The 24739-nt window shown below is 70.7% G+C and carries 27 protein-coding genes and 1 tRNA gene; 16 read left to right on the top strand and 12 right to left on the bottom strand.

Features of this window, described 5'->3' with window-relative positions; genetic code table 11:
• Positions 1-50: 50 nt before the first annotated feature.
• Positions 51-1169: a M48 family metallopeptidase gene (locus tag AMIS_RS05420; RefSeq protein WP_014441193.1), complete on the bottom strand. Its 1119-nt coding sequence runs from the start codon at positions 1167-1169 to the stop codon at positions 51-53.
• Positions 1170-1265: 96 nt separating this feature from the next.
• Positions 1266-2801, bottom strand: coding sequence for a cobyric acid synthase (locus AMIS_RS05415; RefSeq protein ID WP_014441192.1), 1536 nt, complete (start codon positions 2799-2801; stop codon positions 1266-1268).
• Positions 2802-2860: 59 nt separating this feature from the next.
• Between AMIS_RS05415 and AMIS_RS05410 the strand changes: the two genes are divergently transcribed.
• Complete coding sequence (locus tag AMIS_RS05410; protein ID WP_231859240.1) at positions 2861-3643, top strand: ArsR/SmtB family transcription factor; 783 nt, start codon at positions 2861-2863, stop codon at positions 3641-3643.
• Here AMIS_RS05410 and AMIS_RS05405 read toward each other — a convergent pair.
• From AMIS_RS05405 to AMIS_RS05395, 3 genes are all read right to left on the bottom strand, one after another.
• The gene (locus tag AMIS_RS05405) at positions 3640-4701 is read right to left on the bottom strand and encodes a cobalamin biosynthesis protein (RefSeq protein ID WP_014441190.1); all 1062 of its coding nucleotides are present in this window, start codon (positions 4699-4701) and stop codon (positions 3640-3642) included. The genes AMIS_RS05410 and AMIS_RS05405 overlap by 4 nt on opposite strands.
• Complete coding sequence (locus AMIS_RS05400) at positions 4698-5162, bottom strand: hypothetical protein (protein WP_231859239.1); 465 nt, start codon at positions 5160-5162, stop codon at positions 4698-4700. The genes AMIS_RS05405 and AMIS_RS05400 overlap by 4 nt, the downstream gene beginning before the upstream one ends.
• 258 nt (positions 5163-5420) lie before the next feature.
• Positions 5421-6056, bottom strand: coding sequence for a single-stranded DNA-binding protein (locus AMIS_RS05395; protein ID WP_014441188.1), 636 nt, complete (start codon positions 6054-6056; stop codon positions 5421-5423).
• Between the two features lie 177 nt (positions 6057-6233).
• Here AMIS_RS05395 and AMIS_RS05390 point away from each other — a divergent pair, with 177 nt between their 5' ends.
• The gene (locus AMIS_RS05390; protein WP_083888786.1) at positions 6234-7316 is read left to right on the top strand and encodes an alpha/beta hydrolase; all 1083 of its coding nucleotides are present in this window, start codon (positions 6234-6236) and stop codon (positions 7314-7316) included.
• Between the two features lie 13 nt (positions 7317-7329).
• Positions 7330-7402, top strand: a tRNA-Arg gene (locus tag AMIS_RS05385).
• Positions 7403-7973: 571 nt separating this feature from the next.
• Here the strand turns inward: AMIS_RS05385 and AMIS_RS05380 are convergent.
• On the bottom strand, positions 7974-8924 hold the full coding sequence (locus AMIS_RS05380; protein WP_014441186.1) for a DMT family transporter: 951 nt from the start codon (positions 8922-8924) through the stop codon (positions 7974-7976).
• Positions 8925-9044: 120 nt separating this feature from the next.
• Here AMIS_RS05380 and AMIS_RS05375 point away from each other — a divergent pair, with 120 nt between their 5' ends.
• Together AMIS_RS05375 and serA are read left to right on the top strand one after the other, a co-directional pair.
• Positions 9045-9989, top strand: a complete 945-nt coding sequence (locus AMIS_RS05375) for a phosphotransferase (RefSeq protein WP_014441185.1) — start codon at positions 9045-9047, stop codon at positions 9987-9989.
• Between the two features lie 149 nt (positions 9990-10138).
• Positions 10139-11368 carry a phosphoglycerate dehydrogenase gene (gene serA, locus AMIS_RS05370; RefSeq protein ID WP_014441184.1) on the top strand — a complete coding sequence of 410 codons (1230 nt, stop codon included), beginning with the start codon at positions 10139-10141 and terminating at the stop codon, positions 11366-11368.
• A gap of 53 nt (positions 11369-11421) precedes the next feature.
• Here the strand turns inward: serA and AMIS_RS42285 are convergent, their stop codons facing one another.
• The gene (locus AMIS_RS42285; RefSeq protein ID WP_157434741.1) at positions 11422-12153 is read right to left on the bottom strand and encodes a hypothetical protein; all 732 of its coding nucleotides are present in this window, start codon (positions 12151-12153) and stop codon (positions 11422-11424) included.
• On the opposite strand from AMIS_RS42285, the gene AMIS_RS42280 reads away from it, so the two are divergent.
• Complete coding sequence (locus tag AMIS_RS42280) at positions 12110-13336, top strand: hypothetical protein (RefSeq protein ID WP_157434740.1); 1227 nt, start codon at positions 12110-12112, stop codon at positions 13334-13336. The genes AMIS_RS42285 and AMIS_RS42280 overlap by 44 nt on opposite strands.
• A gap of 145 nt (positions 13337-13481) precedes the next feature.
• Here the strand turns inward: AMIS_RS42280 and AMIS_RS05360 are convergent, their stop codons facing one another.
• Positions 13482-14138: a response regulator gene (locus tag AMIS_RS05360; protein WP_014441181.1), complete on the bottom strand. Its 657-nt coding sequence runs from the start codon at positions 14136-14138 to the stop codon at positions 13482-13484.
• A gap of 227 nt (positions 14139-14365) precedes the next feature.
• Here AMIS_RS05360 and AMIS_RS05355 point away from each other — a divergent pair, with 227 nt between their 5' ends.
• The 5 genes from AMIS_RS05355 (at position 14366) to AMIS_RS05335 (ending at position 17993) form a co-directional block, all read left to right on the top strand.
• Entirely contained in the window at positions 14366-14848 is a 483-nt protein-coding gene (locus AMIS_RS05355) for a hypothetical protein (protein ID WP_014441180.1), read from the top strand.
• Between the two features lie 12 nt (positions 14849-14860).
• Complete coding sequence (locus AMIS_RS05350) at positions 14861-15448, top strand: class I SAM-dependent methyltransferase (protein ID WP_014441179.1); 588 nt, start codon at positions 14861-14863, stop codon at positions 15446-15448.
• Positions 15449-15510: 62 nt separating this feature from the next.
• Entirely contained in the window at positions 15511-15981 is a 471-nt protein-coding gene (locus AMIS_RS05345) for a MarR family winged helix-turn-helix transcriptional regulator (RefSeq protein ID WP_014441178.1), read from the top strand.
• The gene (locus AMIS_RS05340; RefSeq protein WP_014441177.1) at positions 15978-17672 is read left to right on the top strand and encodes an MDR family MFS transporter; all 1695 of its coding nucleotides are present in this window, start codon (positions 15978-15980) and stop codon (positions 17670-17672) included. The genes AMIS_RS05345 and AMIS_RS05340 overlap by 4 nt, the downstream gene beginning before the upstream one ends.
• A 9-nt stretch (positions 17673-17681) precedes the next feature.
• Complete coding sequence (locus tag AMIS_RS05335; RefSeq protein WP_014441176.1) at positions 17682-17993, top strand: antibiotic biosynthesis monooxygenase family protein; 312 nt, start codon at positions 17682-17684, stop codon at positions 17991-17993.
• 51 nt (positions 17994-18044) lie between these two features.
• Here AMIS_RS05335 and AMIS_RS05330 read toward each other — a convergent pair whose 3' ends face one another.
• Complete coding sequence (locus AMIS_RS05330; protein ID WP_231859238.1) at positions 18045-18839, bottom strand: GAF and ANTAR domain-containing protein; 795 nt, start codon at positions 18837-18839, stop codon at positions 18045-18047.
• Between the two features lie 389 nt (positions 18840-19228).
• On the opposite strand from AMIS_RS05330, the gene AMIS_RS05325 reads away from it, so the two are divergent.
• Positions 19229-19429, top strand: coding sequence for a hypothetical protein (locus AMIS_RS05325; RefSeq protein WP_014441174.1), 201 nt, complete (start codon positions 19229-19231; stop codon positions 19427-19429).
• A gap of 9 nt (positions 19430-19438) precedes the next feature.
• Here the strand turns inward: AMIS_RS05325 and AMIS_RS05320 are convergent, their stop codons facing one another.
• Positions 19439-19957 (bottom strand): DUF1360 domain-containing protein, encoded by a 519-nt coding sequence (locus AMIS_RS05320; RefSeq protein ID WP_014441173.1) that lies wholly within the window; start codon positions 19955-19957, stop codon positions 19439-19441.
• Position 19958: 1 nt separating this feature from the next.
• Positions 19959-20210 carry a DUF6158 family protein gene (locus tag AMIS_RS05315; protein ID WP_014441172.1) on the bottom strand — a complete coding sequence of 84 codons (252 nt, stop codon included), beginning with the start codon at positions 20208-20210 and terminating at the stop codon, positions 19959-19961.
• A gap of 87 nt (positions 20211-20297) precedes the next feature.
• Between AMIS_RS05315 and AMIS_RS05310 the strand changes: the two genes are divergently transcribed.
• The 3 genes from AMIS_RS05310 to AMIS_RS05300 all read left to right on the top strand — a co-directional run bounded on the left by AMIS_RS05310 (position 20298) and on the right by AMIS_RS05300 (position 22388).
• Positions 20298-20741 carry a hypothetical protein gene (locus tag AMIS_RS05310; protein WP_041830531.1) on the top strand — a complete coding sequence of 148 codons (444 nt, stop codon included), beginning with the start codon at positions 20298-20300 and terminating at the stop codon, positions 20739-20741.
• A gap of 25 nt (positions 20742-20766) precedes the next feature.
• Entirely contained in the window at positions 20767-21090 is a 324-nt protein-coding gene (locus AMIS_RS05305; RefSeq protein WP_014441170.1) for a DUF3817 domain-containing protein, read from the top strand.
• 368 nt (positions 21091-21458) lie between these two features.
• On the top strand, positions 21459-22388 hold the full coding sequence (locus AMIS_RS05300; protein ID WP_014441169.1) for a C40 family peptidase: 930 nt from the start codon (positions 21459-21461) through the stop codon (positions 22386-22388).
• Positions 22389-22474: 86 nt separating this feature from the next.
• Here AMIS_RS05300 and AMIS_RS05295 read toward each other — a convergent pair whose 3' ends face one another.
• The gene (locus AMIS_RS05295; protein ID WP_014441168.1) at positions 22475-23476 is read right to left on the bottom strand and encodes a sigma-70 family RNA polymerase sigma factor; all 1002 of its coding nucleotides are present in this window, start codon (positions 23474-23476) and stop codon (positions 22475-22477) included.
• A gap of 539 nt (positions 23477-24015) precedes the next feature.
• Here AMIS_RS05295 and AMIS_RS05290 point away from each other — a divergent pair.
• Complete coding sequence (locus AMIS_RS05290) at positions 24016-24705, top strand: SDR family NAD(P)-dependent oxidoreductase (RefSeq protein ID WP_014441167.1); 690 nt, start codon at positions 24016-24018, stop codon at positions 24703-24705.
• The last annotated feature ends 34 nt before the right edge of the window (positions 24706-24739 follow it).

Raw genomic sequence — 24739 nt, 5'->3', positions numbered from 1 at the left:
CCGCCGATCGTAGGCCTGTGCGGTGGCCCGCACCGGCCCGCATCGGCGGATCAAGCCTCCGGGGTGCTGTCGCTCCCGTTCGTCCCGCCGTTGGCGTCGCCGTTCGTCCCGCCGTCCGGGCCGCGGCTGCGGCGCCGGGCGTCGGCCGCCCAGTTCATCGCCCGGCCGGCGGCCATGCCCGCCATGTCGGACGCGCCGCCGCCGACCCGGCGCAGCAGCCCGACCAGCGGGTCCTGCGACTCGGCGAAGTCCTTGCGGTACGCCTTCGCGGCCTCCTTGACGTCCTCGGAGACCGACGCGTCGCCGTCCGAGTCGCGGCGCGGGTAGTCGCCGCCGATGATTCGCGCGTACTCCCCCGAGTCGATCCATTTGCGCAGCTCGGAGGCGCGGGCCACGGGAACCGGGTGGGTACTCCACGCGACCATGCCCAGCTTGTGGAGACTGTCGCGCAGATCGCCGCCGCCCTCGTACTCCCCGGCCTGCTCCAGGAACGCCGCGGTGTCGATCTGCGAGAGGTCGCCGCCGCCGGCCAGTTTCATCAGCAGGCGCAACGAGGCCGCCGGGTCCTGACCGGCGAGCAGCCCGGCCCGGTCGGCGGAGAGCTCGGCCTTGCGCCACCACTCCAGCATCGCCGCGATGATCGCCCGCAGCGCGATCGCGCCGATCGGCAGCCAGCTCAGGTTCGCCGCCCAGCTGGTCAGGATCGACATGATGGTCTTGTAGACGGCGTGGCCGCTGCCCACGTGGCCCAGCTCGTGCCCGAGCAGGGCGCGCAGCTCGTCGTCGTCGAGCCGCTCCACCGCGCCCGTGCTGATCACGATGAACGGCTTGTCCAGACCGATCGCCTGACCCGTGATGATCGGGTTCTGCGTGACGTAGAGCTCCGGGAGGCTCGGCACGTCGAGCGTGGCGGCGGCCTCGGTGAAGCGCTGGTAGACCCGTGGGTACTGCCGGTGGTCGACACGGATCGAGCCGGCCAGGAAGGCGAGCCGGAAACCGCGCTCGTTCCACATGCCGAAGAAGGTCTTCACCACGTCGTCGAAACCGCGCAGCTCACGCAGCGCGGAGAGGGCGCCCCGGTCGGCCGGGTGCTCCCAGGCCCGCGAGCTGATCCCGGTCAGGGTCACCCGGCGTCGCACCGGCGGGTTGGCATCATCGGAAGTCGTCATGGGTTCACCCCGATCCCCGCCGCCAGCGCGGCAGTCATGGCTGCGTCCGGGACCAACGTACGCGCGAGACGCAACCCTGTCGTCAGGGACGAACCCCTACGGGGCGCCCGGCGGGACGAACGGCAGGCCGGCTGGTGGGCCGTTCTCGATCAGCCGCCACAGGGCGTCGGTGTCGAGATGCTCGGCGACCAGGTCACCGAGCACGTCGAGGGCCCGCTCGCGGATCGCGGCGTACCGGGTGTCCGGGGCGACGGTGAAACCGGTCCGGCCGGCCTGTGCCGCGGCGCGGGTCAGGAAGCGGCGGCGGAACTCGTCCGACTCGAATGCCCCGTGCCAGTGCGTGCCGTAGACGTTCGCGGACATCGCGCCCTCCGGCCGGCCGCCGTCGTCGTGCAGCAGCGGTTCGGGGGCGCCCGCCGACACGTACCCGTGGTGGATCTCGTAACCGCGCACCGGCGCGCCCAGGCCGGCGCCCGCCGAGCGCGCCAGCGTCTTGCGCGCCGCAAACGTCACCTCGATCGGGAGCAGGCCCAGGCCGGGAACCGAGCCGCGGCCGCTCTCCACCTCGTCGTGGATGCGCTCGCCGAGCATCTGGAAACCGCCGCAGACGCCGAGCAGCGGCTTGCCGGCGGCGGCGTGTGCCCGCACCGCGCCGGCCAGCCCGGTGGTGCGCAGCCACTCCAGATCACTGACGGTCGCCTTCGAGCCGGGCAGCACCACCAGATCGGCGTCGGCGATCTCACCGGGTTCGATGGTGAGCCGCACCTGGACGCCCGGTTCGGCGGCGAGCGCCTCGGCGTCGGTGGCGTTCGAGATCCGGGGCAGCCGGATCACCGCGACCCGCAGCCAATCGGCGCCGCGCGGCGGGCCCGGCCGCCCGAGAACCCGCCCGTAGGCGAGCGAGTCCTCGGCGTCCAGCCAGACGTCGAGATGGAACGGCAGCACGCCGTGCACCGGCCGCCCGGTCGCCGAACCGATCATGTCGAGGCCGGGCCGGAGCAGATCGAGGTCGCCCCGGAATTTGTTGATCACAAAGCCCGCGACCAGCCGCTGATCCTCGGCCGACAGCAGCGCGAGCGTCCCGAAGAACGCCGCGAACACACCACCCCGGTCGATGTCGCCGACCACGAGCGTGGGCAGATCGAACCGCCGGGCCAGGCCCATGTTGACGAAGTCGTTGTCGCGCAGGTTGATCTCGGTGGGACTGCCCGCGCCCTCACAGATCACCGCGTCGTACTCGGCACGCAGCTCCTCCAGCGCGGCGTAGGCGGTCTCGGCCAGCTTCGGCTTCAGCGACCGGTAGTTGGCGGCCGTCGCGGTGTCCACCGCCTCGCCCATCAGGATCACCTGGCTGGACCTGTCGCTGCCCGGTTTCAGCAGCACCGGGTTGAACCGCAGGTCGGGCTCGATGCCGCAGGCCGCCGCCTGCATCGCCTGCGCCCGGCCGATCTCACCGGCCCGCCCGTCGGCGCCGAGCACGACCACCGAGTTGTTCGACATGTTCTGCGCCTTGAACGGCGCCACCCGCACACCGTTGCGCTGCAGCCAGCGGCAGACACCGGCGGTGACGACGCTCTTACCCGCGTCCGACGTGGTGCCGGCGATCAGAAGGCCACCGCTCTTCGCTCTCACAAGCGTGTCACTCTACTTCCCCTTGAAACATGCAGTCATTTGCCTGCACAATGCAGGTCATGGCCGGTGAGATGGACAGGGTGTTCAAGGCGCTCGCCGATCCGAGCCGGCGCCGGCTGCTCGACAGCCTGCGCGAGGAGAACGGTCAGACGCTCGGCCGGCTCTGCTCCCGCCTCGACATGACCCGGCAGTCCGTCACCCAGCACCTCGACGTGCTGGCGGAAGCGAACCTGATCAGCACCGTCCGGCGGGGCCGGGAGAGATGGCACTACCTCAACCCGGTTCCGATCCACGAGTTGCAGCAGCGATGGATCAGCCCGTTCGAGGAGCCCCGGCTGCGGACCCTCGACGCGATCCGCCGACACGCGGAGGAGCCACCGATGAAACCCAGCTTCGTGTACGTGACCTACATCCACGCCACCCCCGAGCGGGTCTGGGAGGCGCTCACCTCGGCCGACCTGACCGGCGACTTCTGGGGGCACAGCAACGTCTCCGACTGGCAGCCCGGCTCGCCCTGGGAGCATCGGCGCACCGACGGCTCCGGCATCGCCGACGGCGGCGGCGTGGTCCTCGAGGCGGATCCACCGACCCGCCTGGTGATGACGTTCGGAGAGGCCGGTTCCGGAGCGGGGCCGGACGCGTCGACGGTGACGTTCCTGGTCGAGCCGCACCACGAGATCGTCCGGCTGACCGTCACCCACGAGAACCTCCCGAGCGCCGAGGACGCCGACCTGGTCTCGGCCGGTTGGCCCGCGGTGATGGCGAACCTGAAATCACTGCTGGAGACCGGGCGGGTGCTCCCGCAGGCGCCCTGGGAGATGCACGCCGGCGAGCGGGCTTAGGGCGTACCCCGGGAAGTGGATCCTCTGGCCGCGGCGACTGCCGCCGCCAGCAGGGCAGCGGCCGCGCCGACCGCGCCGGACACCCGCGCGGCCCGCCGCAGATGCACGGCCTTCGGGCGCGGGCCGTCGCCGAGGAACGGCCGCACCTCACTCCGCCCGAAATAGACGTTGCGCCCGCCGAGGCGCACCCCGAGCGCACCGGCCATCGCCGACTCGCACTGGCCCGCGTTCGGCGACGGATGATCGTTGCGATCGCGACGCCACACCCGCAGCGTCTCCGCGGGCGTTCCGCCCGCCACCGGCGCCACCGCGACCGTGAGCAGGCCGGTGAGCCGGGACGGCGCCAGGTTCAGCACGTCGTCGAGCCGGGCCGACGGCGTCCCGAACCGGGCGTACCGCGGCGACCGGTGCCCGACCATCGCGTCGAGCGTGTTGGCGGCCCGGTAACCGAGCAGCCCGGCCGGCCCGAGCAGCGCACCCCAGAAGAGCGGCGCGACCACCGCGTCGGACGTGTTCTCCGCGACCGACTCCACCGTCGCCCGGGCGAGTTCCGGCTCGTCCAGCGCCGACGGATCACGGCCACAGAGGTGACCGAGCCGGCCCCGGGCGGCCGGCAGATCTCCGGCGGTCAGGTGCCGGGCCATCGTCCGGCTCTCCCACCGGAGGGTACGGGCGCCGAGCACCGTCCAGGTCGCCGCGGCGGTGACCGCGAACCGGGCAGCCGGATGCCGCCGGGTCAGCCGCGCCGCCGCGAGCCCGGCCAGCGCCGGAACACCGACCGCGATCGCGGTGAAGGCGGCGCCCGCGGTCCGGTTCGGCCGATGGATCCGCCGCTCCAGAGCGCCCGCTACGGTGCCGAACCCGGCGACCGGGTGGAACCGGTGGGGATCGCCGAGTGCGGCGTCGAGCAAGTATCCCGCGATCAGTCCCGCCGCGTCGGCGGCGCCCACCGGCGTCACCAGCTTTCCCGGTTTGACCAGCTTGACCGGTGTGCCCAGCTTCATCGGCCTGACCAGTTTGTTCGGCTTCACCAGCTTGACCAGTTTGCTCGGCTTCACCGGCCGAACGGCGTCAGGTCGAACGCCCACACCGCCAGGCCGGCCTCGTCGGTCTCCTCCGGGTACGGCACCGGCTCCATCTGGCCCCAGGCGATCGAACCCGGCGCCCGATCCTCCAGGAACTCGACGACGATGGCCCGCAGATCGTCGGTCACCTGGTAGGGCGTCTCGAACGGCAGATCGCTCGGCTTGCACGTGCCCGCCGAGCACCGCAGCTGCCCGGCCACCGCGTCGTGCCACACGTAGAACGTGGCGGACCCCTGGTGCCCGGCCCCGGCCACCTGCTCGCGGAGCACGAAGGCGGTCTCCTCCAGCGTGGCCACCACCTCGTCCGCGGAGAGGCCCATGCGCTCGTGCGGTGGAGCCCCGAACCAGTTCGTGTTCGCGTTCTCAGCCGACGGGTCCTCCGGCGAGAGCACCACCGGCTCGCTCACGATGGCGCGGATGTCCTTAAGCAGCACGCGTCCAGTTTGCCGGGTCGCGGCCCCGGACACCCACCCGGGCCGCTCCGACTGGCGGCCGGAAGCATCGGCACGATCGGCCCATCCTGTTCGTAGGAACATGTCCACGTGCGCAAAGTCGGCACACGCACCCCCTCCCCGAGGGCATGTCGGGCAACCGGCGGTCCGGCCCGGTGACCCCTACCGAGCCGGACCGCCGGGCGCCACCGCGCCGGAGTTCACCGGGAGAATGCCTCCGGGCGGCGGCGGAGCAATGCCTCAGGCCGCGACGGGCTCGCGCTTGGCGCCACGCCGGGAACGCCGCGGTGCGGTCTCCTCCTCCTTTTCTTCCTCCTCCTCTTCCGGCTCCGGCTCGTCGGACAGCCCGGCCACCACTTCGAGGAAGCTGGGCTCCATCTCGCCGGGAACCGGCTCGCCGACGCCGTCGCCGAACCGCACCGGCGCCTCCGACTCGTCGACGGCGACCGACGGCTCACCACGCACCAGGGCGTCGGCCTCCGCGTCCTCGACGACCGCCAGCGCCGGGGCCGGCCGGTTGCGGAAGAACCGGCCCCGGCCCCGGCTCAGGTCGTGGCCGATCGAGAACGCCTCCATCTCGTACGAAAGGCGTTTCTGTCCCTGGTCGTCGGTCCAGTCACGGGTGTAGATCCGTCCGTAGACGATCACCGGGTCGCCGACGCCGATCGACGACGCCACCCCTTCGGCGAGCTTGCGCCAGGCGGTGACCCGCAGCCGCATGGTGTCGCCGTCGACCCAGCAGTTGTTCTCCCGGTCCCAGCGACGGGCCGTGGATGCCACCCGGAACTTCGCCACCAGATGCTGACTGCTCTCGATCCGCCGCCACTCCGGCGCGGTGAGCACGTTGCCGACCATCACGATGCTGGTCTCGAACACGATTTCCTCCTCAGGACGTCGAACGCATCGGTCGGCGGCCAGCTTGGCCGCGCCCGGCCCCGGCCTGCGGATCTTGCGGTTCAGCCCTGTGGAGGACCCCGGAGTGTGGATGGCATTCCGGCACAGCGGTCGATCTGTTATGGCGCGCTGACGCCTACTCGTGGGTAGCCTGTGATCGTGGAGACCGATGTTCTGGGCGCGCCGTACGAGCGGCACACCATCGACCTGGGTAACGACGACGAGGGCCCGGTCGTGGCCACCCTGGTCCGGCGCCGGGCCGACCGGCCCTCCCGGCGGGCCGTGCTGCACGTCCACGGTTTCGTGGACTACTTCTTCCAGACCCACATGGCCGACTTCTTCGTCGAGCGAGGCTGGGATTTCTACGCCCTCGACCTGCGCAAGTACGGCCGCAGCCTGCTCCCCCACCAGACACCGAACTTCACCCGCAGCCTCACCGAGTACTTCCCCGAGCTCGACGAGGCCGCCCGGATCATCCGCGAGGACGACGGCCACAACCAGCTGCTGGTCACCGGCCACTCGACGGGCGGCCTGATCACGTCACTCTGGGCGCACGCGCGCTCCGGCCAGGACCTGATCGACGGACTGTTCCTGAACAGCCCGTTCTTCGACTTCAACCTGCCGTGGCTGATCCGGCGCCCGCTGATGTCATTGGTGCTCGCGGTGAACGGCCGATCCCCGTACCGGAAAATGCCCACCGCCTCCCTGGGCCTCTACGGCCAGAGCCTGCACAGCGAGCACCATGGGGAATGGACCTACGACCTGGCCTGGAAGCCGATACTCGGTTTCCCGGTCCGGATGGGCTGGCTCGATGCGATACGCCGCGGCCAGCGCCGCCTCCGCGCCGGCCTGGCGATAGACGTCCCGGTCCTGGTCGCCTGCTCGGAACGCACGTTCCGCGGCCGCGAATGGCACGAGGACGCCAGGATGGCCGACGCCGTCCTCGACGTGGATCACATCACCCGCTGGTCGCCCGGCCTCGGCCCCCGGGTGACGATCGCCCGCTTCGACGGCGGCATGCACGACCTCACCCTCTCCGGCAAGGAGGTGCGCACCGAAGTGTTCCGTGAGCTGGGCCGCTGGACCGACGCCTTCCTGCCCGCCCCCGGCACGCCCGACGTCGAGGTGCCCCCCGCGCCGGAGGACAGTGCGGACGCCGCCATGGTCCTGGAGGCTGCCGAGGCAGCAGTCGAGCACGCCACCAGCGACGAGGCAGACGACAGATCCGGCACGACCGCCTAGTATGTGCAGGCCAGCGCTCGTAGCTCAGCGGATAGAGCAACGGACTTCTAATCCGTCGGTCGCAGGTTCGAATCCTGCCGGGCGCGCAAACATTTCGGGTACGGGGCCACTGCTCCCGCAAAGCAGTGGCACTCTCCTGCCCACCCCTTCCCGCCACCAGGCGCAACCCAAGGCCGCAGCGCGACCGCCGGCCATGAGCGGGGAGTCAGACCGGTCACGATCGACGGCTTGCAGATCTTGGAAACGCCGCTGCCGGCTGGCGCCCAGTGCGGACAAACCGGGCGCCCGGCAGCACTGGTGACCAGCCGAGCGAGACGAGCTGGTCAACAGTGCTGTCAGCAGCATGCTCGGACAGCGCTGCGAGCCAGCCGGACCGGCCGGTCTACAGTGTCGGCCAGGCCGTTCGGATCGCCCTCCGGGAGCTGGTCTAAGCGGTAGACCGGGGTGTCGCCGACCGGGCCGGTCGCGATCGCCGCACCCCGCTCACCCTGAACCGGACGCTTGTTGCTGCTGGCGCTGCTGGAGCAGGAGGCGACCGGACGCTCCTATATGGATGAGCGGACATCGTGCGACCATGGCGCCGTATCGGGCACCGTGAAGGTCGTGGCCGCCCCCGGGGAGCGCGTCAGCCCCGCCCGGGCATGGACGAGGGTTCCCTCACCCGGGCTGGACCGCCGACCCCGAGCCGCTCTCGACCGCACCCTCGCCCGGCCGAGCCCTCGCCCCGGACCCCGCACCGGACCCCGCTCCGGGCGTCGCTCCGGGCCCCGCCCCAGGCCCCGCTCCCCGCTGCGCCGACCCGCCCGTGGTGTGCCGGGCCAGCCCGACCACGCCCCACCCCATCACCAGCGCCGCCACCCCGGCCGCCACCAGCCCCACTGCCCCGAACCGCACCCGCTCGTCGAACAGCACGACTCCCGCCAGCGCCGCCACCAGCGGGTTCGACACGCTCACCGTCGCGAGCGGCACCGCCAGCCCGGCGCCCCGGTACGACAACTGGCCGATCAGATAGCCGCTGACCGAGAACGCCAGCACCATCGCCACCGCCAGCCCGGACACCGCGCCCGCGCCGCCGGTGGTGAACGACGCCAGCACCGCCTTGGACAGCACCGACGCGATCCCGAACGCGACACCCGCCGCGGTCGCCAGCAGCATCGCCCGCACCCGCGGCCCGGCCCATCGGGCGGCCAGCGCGCAGACGAACACCACCCCGGCGGTGATCATGGCGAGGCCGCGTACGCCCGGCTCGCCGAGCAGGGCCGGCCGGGGGTCCTCCACGGAGAGCGACAGGATCAGCGCGAGTCCGACAACGGTCAGCCCGGCGTCCAGCCAGGCGGCGCGACTCATCGGCGTCCGGTACCGCATCACCTGGATCGGCAGCGCGAAGAGCAGGGTCAGCGTGCCGAGCGCCTGGACCACGGCGACGGTCCCGAAGTTGAGCGCGATCACGTGCAGGACGACTCCGGCGCCGGTGAGCAGCAGCGCGACCGCCCACCGGGACAACCCGCGATGGCCGTGCTCGGCGAGGCGCTCCTGCGCGACGGCGGCAGTCGCGTAACTGGCGGCAGAGAGCAGGGAGAGCCCGACGGCCCATCCCAGCGACCCCATCGCACCCGCCTCCCGAACCCCGTTCCATCGAACATACCGAGCGTGGAGCGCAGTATTACCCCCAAAACACCCATTCGTAATTGTGTTTCGCGACTGTCGGCAACCTGCCAGCATCGCCGCATGGTGGCGGCGAGTGGTGTGCGCATCGGCTGGGCGGATCTGCCCGGCCGGATCCGGGAGCGGGTCGAGCAGATCATCGGCGGCGGCCCGGTGGTGGAGGCCCGGTCCCAGTCCGGTGGTTTCTCGCCTGGCACTGCTGACCGAGTTCGCACAGCCGACGGGCGACGGGCCTTCGTCAAGGCGGTCTCCTCCGAGCTCAACGTGGTGTCCACGGTGATGGCCCGCCGGGAGGTCCGGATCGCCACCCTGCTGCCGCGGGACGCGCCGGCGCCGCGGTTGCTGGGCTGGTTCGAGGAGACGGAGGACGACGGCAACGAGTGGGTCGTGCTGGTTCTCGAGGATGTGGAGGGCGCTCACCCCCGTACCCCGTGGGTGGAGAGCGAGATCGACGCGGCCGCGGCCGCGCTGACCGACCTTGCCCAGGCACTCACGCCGGCGCCCGCGGTTGATCTGCCCCGGGTGCCCGATTACATCGCCGACGATTTCGCCTGCTGGGGATGGCTCGCCGAGCGAACCCCAGCAGATCTTGACCCCTGGTTGGCGCGGAATCTCGGCGCGCTGGGCGCGGCCGCCGACCGCGGCCTCGCCGCGATCTCCGAGGGCGAGACGCTCACGCACTGCGACATTCGGGCCGACAACCTTCTGGTACGCCCGGACGGCCGCATCATCGTGGTGGACTGGCCGTGGGGAGCGGTGGGCCCGGCGTGGCTGGACACCGTGCTCCTGTCCATCAACGTGCTCGTCCACGGCGGCGACGCCAGTCGTCTCCTGACCGATGTCGATCACGACTCCGCGGTCGGGGTGATCGCCGGATTCACCGGTTATTTCCAGTGGTGGTGCCGGCAGCCACCGCCGCCGAGTCTGCCGACCGTGCGCGCGTTCCAGCGTTTCCAAGGAGACGCGCTGATCCCGTGGCTGCGACGCCACATCACAAAAACCGTCTGAACCACACCCGCCGGCGGCTCGTAACAGTTACCGCATTGACCGGCAGGTGGGACCTCCAGCACACCGTTCGGGACCGCCACACCGCCAGGACTAGGCTTGACCGCTGTGAACTGGGCTTCGGCGTGGCGGCCCGGGCAGCCCACCGAAACATGGAACGGAAGATGATGATCGACCAGGCCAAGGTGCGAGTCCTGCTTCTGGAAAGCATCCATCCCGACGCGGTTTCCCGGCTCGAGGAGGACGGCTTCGCAGTCGAGTCCCTCCGTAACGCTCTCGACGAGTCCGAGCTGATCGAGCGCATTTCCGGCGTGCACCTGCTCGGCATCCGATCCAAGACCCAGGTCACCGAGAAGGTCCTGGCTGCTGCCGACCAGCTCGTCGCGATCGGCGCGTTCTGCATCGGGACCGACCAGATCAACCTGACCAGCGCGACCTCCACCGGTGTGGCCGTCTTCAACGCGCCGTTCTCCAACACCCGCTCGGTCGTCGAGCTCGCGATCGCCGAGATCATCGCGCTGACCCGCCGGCTCACCGAGAAGAACTCGCTGATGCACAACGGCGTGTGGGACAAGTCGGCGGACGGCTCGCACGAGATCCGCGGCCGCCGGCTCGGCATCATCGGTTACGGCAACATCGGCACCCAGCTGTCGGTGCTCGCGGAGAACCTCGGCATGTCGGTCTCGTTCTACGACACCGCCGACAAGCTGGCCCTGAGCAACGCCCACCGCTGCGCCAGCCTGGACGAGCTGCTGGAGACCAGCGACGTCGTCACGATGCACGTGGACGGCCGCCCCGGCAACGCCGGTTTCTTCGGCGCCGAGCAGTTCGCGAAGATGCGCCCCGGCAGCCTCTTCCTCAACCTGTCCCGCGGCATCGTGGTCGACCACCTGGCCCTGCGTGACGCGCTGAAGAGCGGCCACCTGGCCGGCGCCGCGATCGACGTCTTCCCGAAGGAGCCGAAGGGCCGAGGCGACGAGTTCGTCTCCGAGCTGCGCGGCCTGCCGAACGTGATCCTCACGCCGCACATCGGTGGCTCCACCGAGGAGGCGCAGTCCGACATCGGCGGTTTCGTGGCGAACAAGCTGGCGAAGTTCGTGACCGAGGGCAACACCACGCTCAGCGTGAACCTGCCCGGCGTCGCCCTCCCGGAGAGCCCCGGACTGCACCGCATCGTGCACGTCCACGTCAACACGCCGGGCGTGCTCGCCCAGGTCAACCGGATAATGGCCGAGCACAACGTCAACGTCGAGGGTCAGCTGCTCAGCACCCGCGGCGAGTACGGATACCTGATCACCGACATCGCCGCCGGTTACAGCGACGACGTGCTCGACCAGCTCCGCGCCATGGAGCAGACGGTTCGCCTGCGCGTCCTGTCCTGATCCTCTGATCTCGCGGAAAGCGCCGCCCCCGTGTGCGAGGGCGGCGCTTTCCGCTATTTCGCGTTCTCGACCGTCAGCAGCGTGATCGGCGCCGCCGCGTCGACGTCGTACCGGTCGGCGTTCTGCCAGTCCTTCGGCGTCAGCGTCGACCCGGGAGCAACATCCTTGAGGGTACGGGCGCCGGCCGTCACCGTGGCCGCCCCGCCACCCACCTTGACCCGCACCGGACTGGTCACCGGAGCACGCAGGAGCAGCTCCTCCATCCCACCAGTGATCTTCATGGGTACGGTCCCGGACGCCTTCGCGAGAGTCACCTCGGCCCGGCGGGTCCCGCCCACCACTTCGATCCTGCTGACCCGGCCCTCACTCAGATCGAGGACCCGCTCGGCGGCGTACCCGGAGAAGCGCAGTGTCCACCGCACCTCGGCGGAGAGCAGCACCTCGATCTCCCCGCCGGCGTTGTCACCGTCACGGGACACGTCGAGGCGTACCGCGTCGTCGCGCAGCTCCGGATTGGGGTAGATGCCGGAGTCGCCGGCCGCGCTGATCCGGTACAGGTCGGTGCCGAGGTCGGCGATCCGCACCCGTACCCGGTCGGTCGCCGCCAGCAGCTCGAACGACCCGATCGTCCGCCCGTCCAGCGGCGCGCTGACCGTCTGCTCGTTGCCACTCACGCCACCGGTCCCGAGCTGGAGCATCTCGGGGATCCGCGAGTCCGGGCCGGAGTAGTAGATGATTCCGGTGAGCGTGATCGCCGCCAGCGCCACCACGCCGAGCACGATCATCCCGAAGGTCACCACCCGGGACTGCCGGGGCCGTTCCCGCACTGCGGTGCCCTGGCCGGTGGCCGCCGATCCGGCGTTCGCGGGGGCGAACTCCCCCCACACGACCGGCTCGTTCCAGAAGCCGGCGTCGCCGCGGCCCGCCGGCTCGCCCCGCCCCGATGACTCGCCCCGCCCCGGCGACTCGTTCCAGCTCGGTGACTCGCCCCGCCCCGGTGACTCGTTCCAGCCCGATGACTCGTTCCAGCCGGCCGGCTCGGTGCGGGCCTGCCGGCGGGGGTCTCCGGCCGACCAGGACGGCGGCTGTTCGAGCGCGTCCGCCGAGGAGGGTTGGCGGTCGCCGCTGTCGAAGGAGATCGGCGCCCAGGAGCTGCCGCTGGCCCAGTGCTCAGCCGGCGGGTCGAGCGTCGACCCCGGACCGCTGACCAGCGCCGGTGACCAGGGGACTTCGGCGTTCCCGGCCGCGGACCCTCCCTTCCGGACCACGGGCAGCGCCCCGGACGGCCCGGCCTCCGGCGCATCGGCGGCGCCGGCGGCGCCGGTCCGGCGGCTGCCGCCGATCGGCCCGTCCCCGAACCCGAACGAGGCCCGCCCCGCCGAAGCCGACCTGGCGACCGAAGAGGCCGAAGCAGCCGGAGAGGACGAAACGGCCGGAGAAGACGCAGCAGCCGGAGAAGACGCAGCAGCCGGAGAAGACGCAGCAGCCGGAGAAGACGCAGCAGCCGGAGAAGACGCAGCAGCCGGAGAAGACGCAGCAGCCGGAGAAGACGCAGCAGCCGGAGAAGACGAAGCAGCCAAGGAAGACGCAGCGGCCGAGGAAGAGGAAGCAGCCGAAGCGGACAACGCCGAGGAGCCCGCCGTCCCGGAGCTGGACGGCGCGGCCGGGCTGGTCGGATGCCGCGGCGGGATCGTCGTGCGCGTGACAGGCCGGGCCGAGGCCGACCGGGCCGGGGCAGACCCGGTCGTAGCGGGCCGGGCCGCGGCGGACCGGGCCGAGGTCCGGGTGGGCAGGCCCGGCGACTCGGCGGCCTTCGTGGCCGGCACGAACGGCTTCGGAAGCAAGGATTCGTCATCCGCCCCGGCGGGCGCGGAATCCGCTGATCCGGGCGCCCCCGCGCCGAACCAACCCCCTGCTGGTGCTTCGGACTGCTTGGCCTCCGGCATCGTCGCACCCGGACGACGCTGAGGCAGATCGGTGTCGGTCACGCCCGTCTCGGACGACGTGCCGACAGCGGTACGGTCCACTGCGGTTCCTCCCTGCAACGCCTCTCGGGTAAGGCCCCCGAATGGAGTACGGAAGGAATCGCTTCTCGGATGAGTGACGAGACGGTTTACCGCGGGTCAGGTCGAACGAGCCCGCGCCGCGTGGCGATCGCCACCGCCTCGAGCTGGCTGTGCGCGCCCAGCTTGGCGAGCACCGCCTTCTGATATCCCCGGCAGGTGTGCACGCTGATGCCCAGCCGCCGGGCCACCGCCCGGGCGTCCAGACCGGCTGCCATCAGCTGCAACACCTCGTCCTCACGGGCGGTCAGCCCGCTGGCCCGGGGCACGGTGACCGGCGAGGTGCTGCGCAGCAGGCGGGCCAGGATGTCGGTGGAGACGGTCATCCCGCCGCCGTGGGCGGTGCGCAGCGCGTTCAGCACGTCACCGAGCGCGCCGTTCTTGGAGAGGAACCCGGCGAATCCGGCGGCCGTCGCCCGGTGCACGAGAGCCTGCTCCTCGCTGGCAGTGAGGATCACCACACGCGAGTCCGGCTGGCGGACCCGGATCAGCTCGGCGATCGCGATGCCGTCGGCATCGGACAGTTCCGGATCGAGCAGGATCACGTCGGGCGTCAGCTCGGCGGCGAGGTTCAGCGCTTCCTGCCCGGTCCGCGCGTGACCCACCCACTGGAGGTCGTCCTGGCCTGCAAGAGCGTGTCCGAGCAGCTCCGCGAAGGTCTGGTGACCATCGACGACGAGGACCCGAATCGTCTCGCCGTTGTCCATGCGCCACCTTCCTCTGTCCGCCCACCCGGGCTCCGCGCAGTCTAAGGAGTACCCGGCTCGATGCCCGCCCTACCAACAGGCGGGCGTTGCGGCACCGAGCCTGACACAGCCGGTACACCCGACGCCGGGTTGCCACCGACTGGACGCGATAACCAGTCTTTCGGCCGAGTCTCCCCCTCGCTTTGGGGCCTTGTCTGCCCCGGCCCCCCGGCGCAGAGTTTGTGATCATGTTCGACATCCAGCTCTTCGGTCGTCTCGAGGTTCGCACCCGGGGCATCCGCCTCGCCGGCGCCGACTTCGGCGGCGACCGCGCCCGGCACCTCCTCGCGCTGCTGGCGCTGCGTGGTGAGCGGTCGCTTGTGGAGTTGTCGGACCTGATGGCCGTGCCGGCCACGACGGTCCGGGACGACCTCGCCGTGCTGCGGGACAGGCTGGAGCCGGGTGTGCGTACCCGTGACTCGGTGATCACCGCGCGCCGCAACCGGCTGTCTCTGGCGCCGGACCGGGTTCGTGTCGACGTCGCGACGTTCGACGAGCTGATCAGGGCTGCCTCCGGCCGGACCGCCGAGCGCGCCGCCCGGCCGCTGACCGCCGCGGCGTACCTGGCGACCCGCCCCCTGCTCGAGGACGTCGACACGCCGTGGGCCGCCGAGGCACGCGCGGAGTACCGCGCCAAGCTGATCATGAGCGCTCAGCCGATCCGGAGCTGACAAACTCCGGGGGTGCTCCCCACCACCGAACTACGACCCGTACCCCTCGCGCCGGAGATCCGCCTGCACCTGGCGGACCGTGAGCAGCGCCTCTTCGGCGGCGAGTTCCACAGCGACCAGCCGCTGCCGTTCTGGGCGTTCGTCTGGGCCGGCGGCCAGTCACTGGCCCGCTATCTGCTCGACCACCCCGCCGAGGCGACCGGCAAGCGCGTCCTGGACGTGGCGACCGGTTCCGGGGTGGCCGGGATAGCCGCCGGGCTGTGCGGCGCCGCGTCGGTGGCCGTCACCGACATCGACCCGGCCGCCGTGGCCGCCGCCCGTCGCAATGCCGCCGCGAACGGCGTGACGGTCGCCGACGACGAGCCGGACCCCGAGCTGGTCCTGGCCGGTGACGTCTTCTACAGCCCCGCGGTCGCCCCGCAGATGACGTCGTTCCTGCGCGCGGCCCGCAAGGCGGGCGCCACGGTTCTGGTTGGCGACCCGGGTCGCGGGTACTTCCCGGAGCGCCTCTTCGAGCTGGTCACCGAGTACACCGTTCCGGTGCCCGCGGCGCTGGAGGAGACCGAGTCCCTGGTGACCGGCGTCTGGCGCCTCAAATGAAATGCGTTCATCACGCAAGCACTTGTAGGCTGCAAGCAAACCTCGAGGAAGACGGCACGACGGTGGAACAGGACACGGCCCGGCTGGCTGACGAGATCGCTCGGTTCGTCCGATCGGGCGCCCGTTTCCGGGGCATGCTCAAGGTCGGAGACCTCGGCGCCGAGTTCTCCGCGCTGATGCTGCTGCTTCCGTTGCGGGCACAGGGCCCGATGCGGGTCACCGACCTCGCCGAGATCAAGCAGGCCGACCCGTCGACGATCAGCCGCCAGGTCGCGCAGCTGGTCAAGGCCGGCCTGGCTCGCCGTGAGGCCGACCCGGTGGACGGCCGGGCCTCCCGGCTCGCGGTCACCGAGGCCGGCGAGGCCGCCTGCGACCGGCTCCGGGAGGCCCGGGTGGCTCTGCTCGCCCAGGCGCTGGACGGGTGGCCGGCCGACCGCGTCGCCGTCTTCACCGACATGTTCGAGGAGTTCAACAATCTGATCGAGGCGCATCTGCGACTCGATCCCACCGCGTCCCCACGGGAGAATCCGTGAGTCACCCCAGCCCACCGGCAGCCAAACCGGTGGAATTCACGCACCGCCAGATCCTCACGATCCTGGGCGGCCTGATGATGGGCATGTTCCTGGCCGCGCTGGATCAGACGATCATGGCGACCGCGACCCGGACCATCGCCGACGACCTGCACGGCTTCGACCTGCAGGCCTGGGCCACCACGGCGTTCCTGATCACCTCGACGATCTCCACGCCGCTGTACGGGAAGCTGTCCGACATCTACGGCCGGCGCCCGTTCTTCCTCTTCGCCATCGGGATCTTCATCGTCGGCTCGTTCCTCTGCGGCCTCTCCACCGACATGTGGCAGCTGGCCGGTTTCCGGGCGATCCAGGGCATCGGCGCGGGCGGCCTGATGTCGCTCGCGCTGGCGATCATCGGCGACATCGTGCCGCCTCGCGAGCGCGCCAAGTACCAGGGCTTCTTCCTGGCCGTCTTCGGCACTGCGAGCGTCCTCGGCCCGATCCTCGGCGGTTTCTTCGCCGGCGCCGACGAGATCCTCGGGGTCTCCGGCTGGCGCTGGGTGTTCTTCATCAACGTGCCGATCGGCATCGCCGCGATGGCCGTCGTCGCGAAGGTCCTGCACCTTCCGCACCACCGGATCCCGCACCGGATCGACTGGCCCGGCGCGCTCACCCTGATCATCGGCCTGGTCCCGCTGCTGACCGTCGCCGAGCAGGGCCGCGACTGGGGCTGGAGCTCCGGCCGGGCGATCGCCTGTTACGTGATCGGCGTGCTCGGCATCATCGGGTTCGTCCTGGCCGAGCGGGCGTACAAGGACGAGGCCCTGCTGCCGCTGCGGCTCTTCGGCAACCGCACGGTCGCGGTCGGCTCCGCGTCCAGCACGATCCTCGGCATGGCGATGTTCGGCGGCCTGATGACCGTCCCGCTGTACCTGCAGATCGTGAAGGGCTCCACCGCCACGATGGCCGGCCTCCAGATGATCCCCTTCGTGGTGGGCATCATGACCGGCTCGATCGTCTCCGGTCAGCTGATCTCCCGGACCGGCCGTTACCGAATCTTCCCGATCGTCGGCAGCACCCTCATGGTGGCCGCGCTCTTCCTCTTCTCGAGGGTCGGCGCGGACACCCCGCTCTGGCGGACCATGCTGGTCATGGTGCTGATGGGCCTGGGCCTGGGCAGCAACATGCAGCCGATGATCACCGCCGTGCAGAACGCGGTGTCGCCCCGGGAGATCGGCGTGGCGACCGGCGCCGTCACGTTCTTCCGCTCGATGGGCGGCACGCTCGGCACCGCGGTCTTCCTCTCGATCCTCTTCAACCTGCTGCCCGGCAACATCAGCAGCGCGTACCAGGACGCCGCGAAGGACCCGGCGTTCCAGCAGGCCGCGGCGGACCCCGGGCAGCAGGCGCTGCTCGCGCAGGCACAGGGCGGTGACGCGCTGAGCGACACGTCGTTCGTGAGCAAGCTGACCGACGTGGTGGCGCACCCGTTCAAGGTGGGCTTCTCGGACAGCGTGCACGTGGTCTACCTGATCGCGCTCTGCATCATGCTCGTCGGCCTCGTGGTGGTCCTGTTCCTGCCGGAGCTGCCGCTGCAGCAGCGTTCGGCCCAGCAGGCCCGCGCCGAGGACGCCCTGAAGGCAGAGAACCAAACCCCTTCATCGGGTACGGGTGAGCAGAGCGCCCGCGCCGAACCGGCCGGCTCCGCGTAGCGTGACCCCATGGCTGTTGTGAAGATCAACGCGATTGAGGTCCCCGAGGGCGCCGGCCCCGAGCTGGAGAAGCGGTTCGCGGCCCGGCACGGCGCCGTGGAGAACTCCCCCGGCTTCCTCGGGTTCGAGCTGCTGCGCCCGGTGGCCGGCGACAACCGGTACTTCGTCTACACCCGCTGGGAGTCCGAGGAGGACTTCCAGAACTGGGCGAACGGCAGCGCCAAGGAGGCGCACGCCGGTGAGCGCAGCCGCCCGGTGGCGTCCGGCGCGAGCCTGCTGGAGTTCGAGGTCGTCCAGCAGGTCCAGAAGCCTGCGAGCTGACCCCACCCGCGTGCTGACTTCGGGCTCGGGCCTGAAGTCAGCACGCGACGGTCAGCTGCTGGATTTGCGAGCCGCCGCGGCGACCAGTCGCTCGGCGACCACCCGGCGGTCCAGGCCGAGCCGCTGAGCGCTCTCCTGCAGCACCGCGTAGGCCTCCTGGACCCCGCACCCGCGCTGCGCGATGATCACTCCGACCGCCCGGTCGACCTCGGCGCCCTCGGTGAGCGCCGCACGCCGGCCCAGCTCGCCGAGCAGCACTTCCGCCTGCCCGGCCAGCGCCATCGCGGTGACCAGCAGTTCCGGCGCGGGCTCACCGGGGTTCGCCAGGTAGACGCTGAGCGCCCCGACGGCGGTGCGCCGCACGTCGAGCGGGACCGCCGCCACGGCACGCACCCCGCTCGCGGCCGCCGCCTCGCGCAACTGCGGCCAGCGATCGTCCTCGCAGAGGTCCGCGGCGGTCACCAGGGATCGGGTCCGGGCCGCTTCGAGACCCGGTCCGAGGCTCACCTCGTACTGCTGACGGTCGAAGGTCTCCCCCGCCGAGCCGGACGTGGCCTCCATGAGGGGGCCGCCCTCACCGATCAGCGCGACCGAGCAGCGCACCGCGCCCGGCAGCGAGCCCACGGCGAGAGCGGTGAGGCGGTCCAGGGCACGCGGCAGCGTGTCCGCCGAGAGAAGCCGGACGGTCAGTTCGTGCAGGAGCCCGGCGAGTTCCACCGGGTGGGGCCCGCCGGCCACCGTGACCAGCGCGGACGCCGATCGCCGGTTTCTGCGGGAGGTGAGGGTACGCCGGAGCGAGCGCGTGCCCGAGGGCACGGCCGGGACGCGACGTTGCGGTACGGACACGCCAGGGATACTGCCACGTCGATCGAGGATCGTGGGCGGGGAGGTGCCCCGTTCGGGGGCTCTCGCCCGGATAAACCTTCTCGTCCGGGCGATGTGAAAAGTCGGACTCGCCGAGGAAGACCGGAAAGTTGGAAAAGTCCCGAGACAGTAGAACGCCGCCCCCCGGCGAACCGAGGGGCGGCGCGAATGCCGGTGTGCAGGTCGCCTCGCGGCGAGCGGCTCAACACGGCTCCAGCCGAACTGGTATTCCGTGCAGGCAAAGGGTGAGGCCCGGGGACACTGGGCACACCGGCATTCGTTATCAACTGTCGGTCGCCCCGGCCGATTCCTGCAGCGATTGTGACCTGGATCACTGTCGCGTGTTTGCCCGGATCCGCCGTGGGTAGTCGGTGGCCGTGACTGACGACTTGCGTGAGCTGACCGAGTTCCTGGACGCCGCCTACGACGCCCAGGAGCGCCTGTCCAGCGGCGACCTGCAGCGCCGGGCGATCGCAGCGGACCTGCCCGCCGAGGCGCTGACCCGCATCGACGCGCTGCCCGAGGGCGAGTACGCACAGGACGAGGCGACCGAGGCCCTGCGCTCCCTGTGACGCCGAGCGTCAGCCCTCGGCCTTCTCCTTCGCGATCGAGTACGCCATCTGCAGGAAGTCGGAGACCGCGGTGGCGGTGAGCACCGTCGCCGCGAGCCGGGTGAACCGCGGGGCGAGCACGAGACCGCCGGTCAGCCCGGTCGCCACCCAGACCGCCAGGCAGAACGGGCAGGTGATCAGCTCGCCGATGCCGTGCCGGACGCTGCTGCCCTCGTCCCGGACCTCCTCGTTGAGCTCCGCGGCGCCGGCCGGCTCGGTGTACCGGGTGAACGGGGCACGCAGCGGACTGGTCACCGAGTCCTTGGCGACCAGCCGGCTGAGCTTGTGGGTGGCGATCGACAGCAGCGCGACGTCCCCCAGTGAGGGCCGGTCCGGCACCGGGCGGCCGGACAACTTGGCGGCGGCCACGAGGGCCGCGGAGAGCGTGCCGAAGGCGCCCATCGCCACCAGGTAACCGTCCAGGGGCCGGTGCTCGTGCGGCGCGTACTCCCGGGCGATCCGGGTGAGCGTGGGTCGCGGCAGGGCCATGTCAGAAGTCCTGGGTGAGGCGGCTCGGGTCGACCTCACGCCCCGGGTACCGGGCCATGTACTCGGTCTCCAGCTCGGCCGTGCGCTTGAAGTGGTTCTCCAGCGCGGCGTCCGGTCCGTGCCGCAGCGTCTGCAGCCGGGTCCGGTACAGACTGCCGAGTTCCCGGAACAGATCGTCGTCGGCCAGTCCGGCCGGGTCGATGCCGGTGTCGAACACCACCGCCGCACCGTCCTCGAATCGCGCATCAGTCATCGCGTACCTCCGATCTTTCGGCTTCGCTCCGAGACCACGGTTGCCCGACCCTGCGGCTGCCAAACCCGCGCCGGTACGCTCGTGGGCATGAGAGGGCTGTGGACTCCGAGGTGGATGGCCGCTCATCTGCTCGCCCTGGTGCTGACCCTGGGCTGCCTCGGCCTGGGCTGGTGGCAGTACAGCCGCGCCGCCGACGGCAACTCGATCAGCTGGGGCTACATGTTCCAGTGGCCGGTCTTCGGTGGCTTCGTGGTCTTCGTCTGGTTCCGCGAGGTGCAGCTGGCCCGCCGCCGGGCCGCGGGCGAGCCGGTCGAGGAGCCCGCGCCGGCCGAGGAGCCCGCGCCGCGCACGCCGGGCGCCCCGATCACGTTCAGCCGCCCGGTCCGTGTCGGTAACCGCCCGGCCGCCACCGAGGCCGACGACCCGGAGCTGGCCGCCTACAACGACTATCTGGCCTGGATGGCCGCCCACCCGGGCGCCCGCCCGGCCGACTATCCCCGCCAAGCCTCAGCCGAGCGCCACGCCCGGTAAACCGTTCAGCAAGGAGAAGCAAGCCGTGCAGGGAGCCCTGACCCGATACCGCACCATCGCCTGGATCGTCGGCGTGTTCCTCATCGCCCTGGTCCTCATCGGCATGCCGCTGAAGTACCTGGCGGACAACGACACGGTGGTCGCGATGATCGGCCCGCTGCACGGCTTCCTCTACATGGTCTATCTGGTGCTCACCTTCGACCTGGCGCGCCGGGCGAAGTGGCCGTTCGGCCGAATGGTGATCGTCATGCTGGCCGGCACCATTCCGTTCTTCTCGTTCTGGGCCGAACGACAGGTGACCCGGCGCTGGGTTCCGGGTGTCTCGCCCGAACCGGCACTGAGCAATTAGTCCGGATCCGGCATCGAATTCACGCTTAGCTGCGATCAAATGACAGCCCGTTATCGGGATTAACCTCGCAACTAGGTCTATTGGCATAAATCACTCGGTCGGGCCTTGATTTCTTTTGTCGCCCCGATAAGTTGATGCGGTTGGTCCGGTCCGCAGCCACAAACCCTCGGGTGGCGCCGGCCAACGCCGCCGAATCAATCGCGGCCATCCGGCGCCTTTCCCCCTACGGCGCCGGCCGCCGCGATCCGAACCGGGGACGACTGGGCCTTCTTCCCGCCCACCGCCGTCGGCTGACTCCCGGTAGGCGGCGCAGCGGAAGAAAGGCCCTCTGACCAGTGCCACACCCCCGTACCAGGTTCCGGGCAGTCGTGGTCGCACTGACCGCGTTCGCGATCACCCTGTCGGGAGCACCCGCCGCTCACGCGGCCCCGTCCGCCGCTGAGCTCAAGAAGAAGATCAAGGCGGCCGAGGAGAAGCTGGAAGACGTCACCGAGTCGTACAACAAGATGCGGCTCGACGTGAAGGCGACGAAGGCCGACGTGAAGCAACTCGAAGAGTCGCTGAAGCCGACCAAGATCGCTCTCGCCGCGGCCACCGCCAAGGTGGAGACGATCGCGACCACCACCTACATGCAGGGCCGGACCGGCGGCGTCACCGTCCTGGTCTCCGGCCAGCAGGGTGAGCTGCTGGAGCGGCTCACCTTCCTGGAGCAGATCGCCCGGGAGAACCAGCAGGACATCGACGAGTTCACCGAGACCACGCAGACGTTCGCGGAGCGCAAGGCCGCCCTGAAGACCACTCAGGCCAAGCAGTCCGCTCAGGTCAAGGAACTCGGCGACCGGAAGAAGAAGATCGAGGCGGACCTCAAGAAGCTGTACGACATGCGGGAGACCGCGTTCGGCAGCCCCACCGAGGACACCGGGTCGTACACCGGCAAGGTCCCGAGCATCGCCGGCTCGGCGGGCAAGGCGGTCTCCTACGCCTTCGGCGCCATCGGCAAGCCGTACGGCTACGGCGACGACGGCCCGAACTCCTACGACTGCTCCGGCCTCACCTCGGCGGCGTGGGCGGCAGCGGGCAAGTCGCTGCCACACAACGCTGCCGCGCAGTACAGCGCCACCGCGCGGATCAGCAAGTCCGACCTCAGGCCGGGCGACCTGGTCTTCTATCGATCGAACGGCCACGTCGCCCTCTACGTCGGCGACGGCAAGATAATCGACGCGCCCTCCGCGGGGCGCGACGTGCTCCACCGGACGATCAACATCATGACCCCCAACGGCTACGGCCGGGTCAAGTAACCACCAGCACGAAAAGGCCGGTGCCCCGTCGGGGCACCGGCCTTTTGCTGTCTTGTCACCGGGGGAGGCTGTGATCAGCCGAGAGGTCAGGCGGCCTGCAGTCCCTCGGCCCGGGCCAGCTCACGCAGCCGGCCGAGCGCCTGGATCTCCAGCTGGCGGATCCGCTCGCGGCTCAGCGAGAAGCGCGAGGCCACCTCGGTCAGCGAGTGCTCGCGGCCGTCCTCCAGGCCGTACCGCGCCCGCATGATGCCGGCCGACCGGTCGTCCAGGTGGTTCAGCAGGCCCTCGATGCGCTGCCGCTCCAGGGCGCTGAGCACGATGTCCTCGGGGGACGGCGCGTCGCTGTCGGCGACCAGGTCGCCGAGGTTGGTGTCGCCGTCGTCGCCGACGGGGGTGTCGAGCGAGACGGTGTCCTGCGCCCAGCGGGTGAGCTCGTTGACCCGCTCGACGGTCACGCCGAGCGCCGCCGCGATCTGCTCGGGCTCGGGGTCGCCGCCCAGCTCACGGACGAGCTGGCGGGTGACGTTGCGCATCCGGTTGACGTCCTCGACCAGGTGCACGGGGAGGCGCACGGTGCGCTCCTGCTGGGCGATGGCCCGGCTGATCGCCTGACGCACCCACCAGGTGGCGTAGGTCGAGAACTTGAAGCCCTTTTCGTAGTCGAACTTCTCCACGGCGCGGACCAGGCCGGTGTTGCCCTCCTGGATCAGGTCGAGCATCGGCATGCCGGACCGCACGTAACGCCGGGCGATCGAGACGACCAGCCGCAGGTTCGCGCGGATGAACAGGTCCTTGGCACGCTGGCCCTCGGTGACGAGCCGCTCCAGCTCCTCCCGGCTCACGCCGCGCCGTTCCTCGCCCTGCTCGAGCAGGTGCTCGGCGTAGAGGCCCGCCTCGATCGTCCGGGAGAGCTCGACCTCTCGCTCGGCGTCCAACAGCGGCGTCCGGGAGATCTCGTGCAGGTAGACTCCGACGAGGTCGCGCTCCTCGGCGACCTGATCGGTACGCATCACGGTGCTCTTCTCCACGTTGCCCACGGTCCCCTCATTGCCGTCACTAACCCTGTTACGGGCATTACCTGCGTCCATCAGCCCTCTCCCGTAACGTCCGCAGCTCGTGCATTGCGGTTGATGCCTGCTGCCTTGATTCCTTCAGAACAACAAATTGCTGCCAGCGCTGATTCCGACCGGCAGATCGAAAGTGTCACGAATGCCTGGGTGATACCTGAGAGCCCAGTGCGGGGTAGCTGAGTACGTTCTCTGGCGGCTCGTCTCGTAGACAGCCGGATACCCGTCGCGCGTCTCATAACACCATCGGCCTCTCATCGATCACAGCGACGGGCATCACCTTGGGCTGCGCGATGCTCGTCACCCCTGAGTACGGGAATCGCACTCGCCGGGTTCATGTGCAGCATCGGCCGGCCGACGCCGGGCCTGAAACAAACGCCACCGCGAAGTCCGTATCGCCGACCGTGCGGGACCATCGGTCACAATGCGCCACGCCGCGTCACAGTTCACTCGCCCGCACGGGTGACGCCGCACGAGCCCGGAACATTCCCAGGTGACAGCCAGGATGGCCGGTTCCGTGAGCAAAAGCACAGCCACGGTCGTGTGACAAGCTTCGCCGTATGACGGACACGCGTACGGCTCTGATCACGGGCGGGACGGGCGCACTCGGCGCCGCGACCGTCTCCGCGTTTCTTCAGGCGGGGTGGCAGGTGGTGGCGCCGGTCCGGCCGGGGACGGCGGGACGGCTCCCGGCCGGCGTGATCGCCGTGGACGCGGACCTGACGAACGCGGAACAGGTCACCGCCGCGGCCGCCCGGGCGGCGGGCGATCAGCGCGCCCCGCTCAAGGCGGTGGTCAATCTCGCCGGTGGGTACGGGGGAAGCGGCCTGATCGCCGACACCCCGGTCGAGGACTTCGAGGCGATGTTCGCCGCCAACCTGCGGCCCGCCTACCTCACCACGTCGGCCGCCCTGCCGTACCTGGTGGCCGCCGGAGGTGGTTCGGTGATCTTCGTGTCGTCGCGGGCGGCGGTCTCGCCGTTCCCGGGCGCCGCCGGTTACGTCGCCTCCAAGGCTGCCGTCCTGGCCCTGGCCGAGACGGTCGCGGTGGAGTACCGCAAGCAGCGCGTGCGCTCCAACACGGTGCTCCCCAGCGTGATCGACACCCCGGCGAACCGGGCCGCTCAGCCCACCGCCGACGTGAGCCGCTGGGTGGCGCCCGCGGAGATCGCCGCGGTCACCCTCTTCCTGGCGTCGGACGCCTCCGCCCCGACCAGCGGCGCCCGGATCCCGGTCTACGGCCAGGCCTGACCGGATCGCCGCTCCTACCGGATCGCCGCTTCTA

It is taken from the genome of Actinoplanes missouriensis 431, assembly GCF_000284295.1.
Taxonomy (GTDB): Bacteria; Actinomycetota; Actinomycetes; order Mycobacteriales; family Micromonosporaceae; genus Actinoplanes; species Actinoplanes missouriensis.
The sequence above is the reverse complement of the archived record's forward strand: the minus strand, read 5'-3'. Positions and strand labels throughout refer to the sequence as shown.

Bases quoted from the DNA above. Each gene is read 5' to 3' on its own strand.
- AMIS_RS05375 (WP_014441185.1), top strand. From the start codon at position 9,045: ATGGTGGCGGCGAGTGGTGTGCGCATCGGCTGGGCGGATCTGCCCGGC.
- AMIS_RS05360 (WP_014441181.1), bottom strand. From the start codon at position 14,138: ATGGACAACGGCGAGACGATTCGGGTCCTCGTCGTCGATGGTCACCAG.
- AMIS_RS05420 (WP_014441193.1), bottom strand. From the start codon at position 1,169: ATGACGACTTCCGATGATGCCAACCCGCCGGTGCGACGCCGGGTGACC.
- AMIS_RS05315 (WP_014441172.1), bottom strand. From the start codon at position 20,210: ATGACTGATGCGCGATTCGAGGACGGTGCGGCGGTGGTGTTCGACACC.
- AMIS_RS42285 (WP_157434741.1), bottom strand. From the start codon at position 12,153: ATGATCGTGCTCGGCGTGGTGGCGCTGGCGGCGATCACGCTCACCGGA.
- AMIS_RS05410 (WP_231859240.1), top strand. From the start codon at position 2,861: ATGGCCGGTGAGATGGACAGGGTGTTCAAGGCGCTCGCCGATCCGAGC.
- AMIS_RS05320 (WP_014441173.1), bottom strand. From the start codon at position 19,957: ATGGCCCTGCCGCGACCCACGCTCACCCGGATCGCCCGGGAGTACGCG.
- serA (WP_014441184.1), top strand. From the start codon at position 10,139: ATGGAACGGAAGATGATGATCGACCAGGCCAAGGTGCGAGTCCTGCTT.
- AMIS_RS05380 (WP_014441186.1), bottom strand. From the start codon at position 8,924: ATGGGGTCGCTGGGATGGGCCGTCGGGCTCTCCCTGCTCTCTGCCGCC.
- AMIS_RS05290 (WP_014441167.1), top strand. From the start codon at position 24,016: ATGACGGACACGCGTACGGCTCTGATCACGGGCGGGACGGGCGCACTC.
- AMIS_RS05310 (WP_041830531.1), top strand. From the start codon at position 20,298: ATGAGAGGGCTGTGGACTCCGAGGTGGATGGCCGCTCATCTGCTCGCC.
- AMIS_RS05295 (WP_014441168.1), bottom strand. From the start codon at position 23,476: ATGGACGCAGGTAATGCCCGTAACAGGGTTAGTGACGGCAATGAGGGG.
- AMIS_RS05355 (WP_014441180.1), top strand. From the start codon at position 14,366: ATGTTCGACATCCAGCTCTTCGGTCGTCTCGAGGTTCGCACCCGGGGC.
- AMIS_RS05335 (WP_014441176.1), top strand. From the start codon at position 17,682: ATGGCTGTTGTGAAGATCAACGCGATTGAGGTCCCCGAGGGCGCCGGC.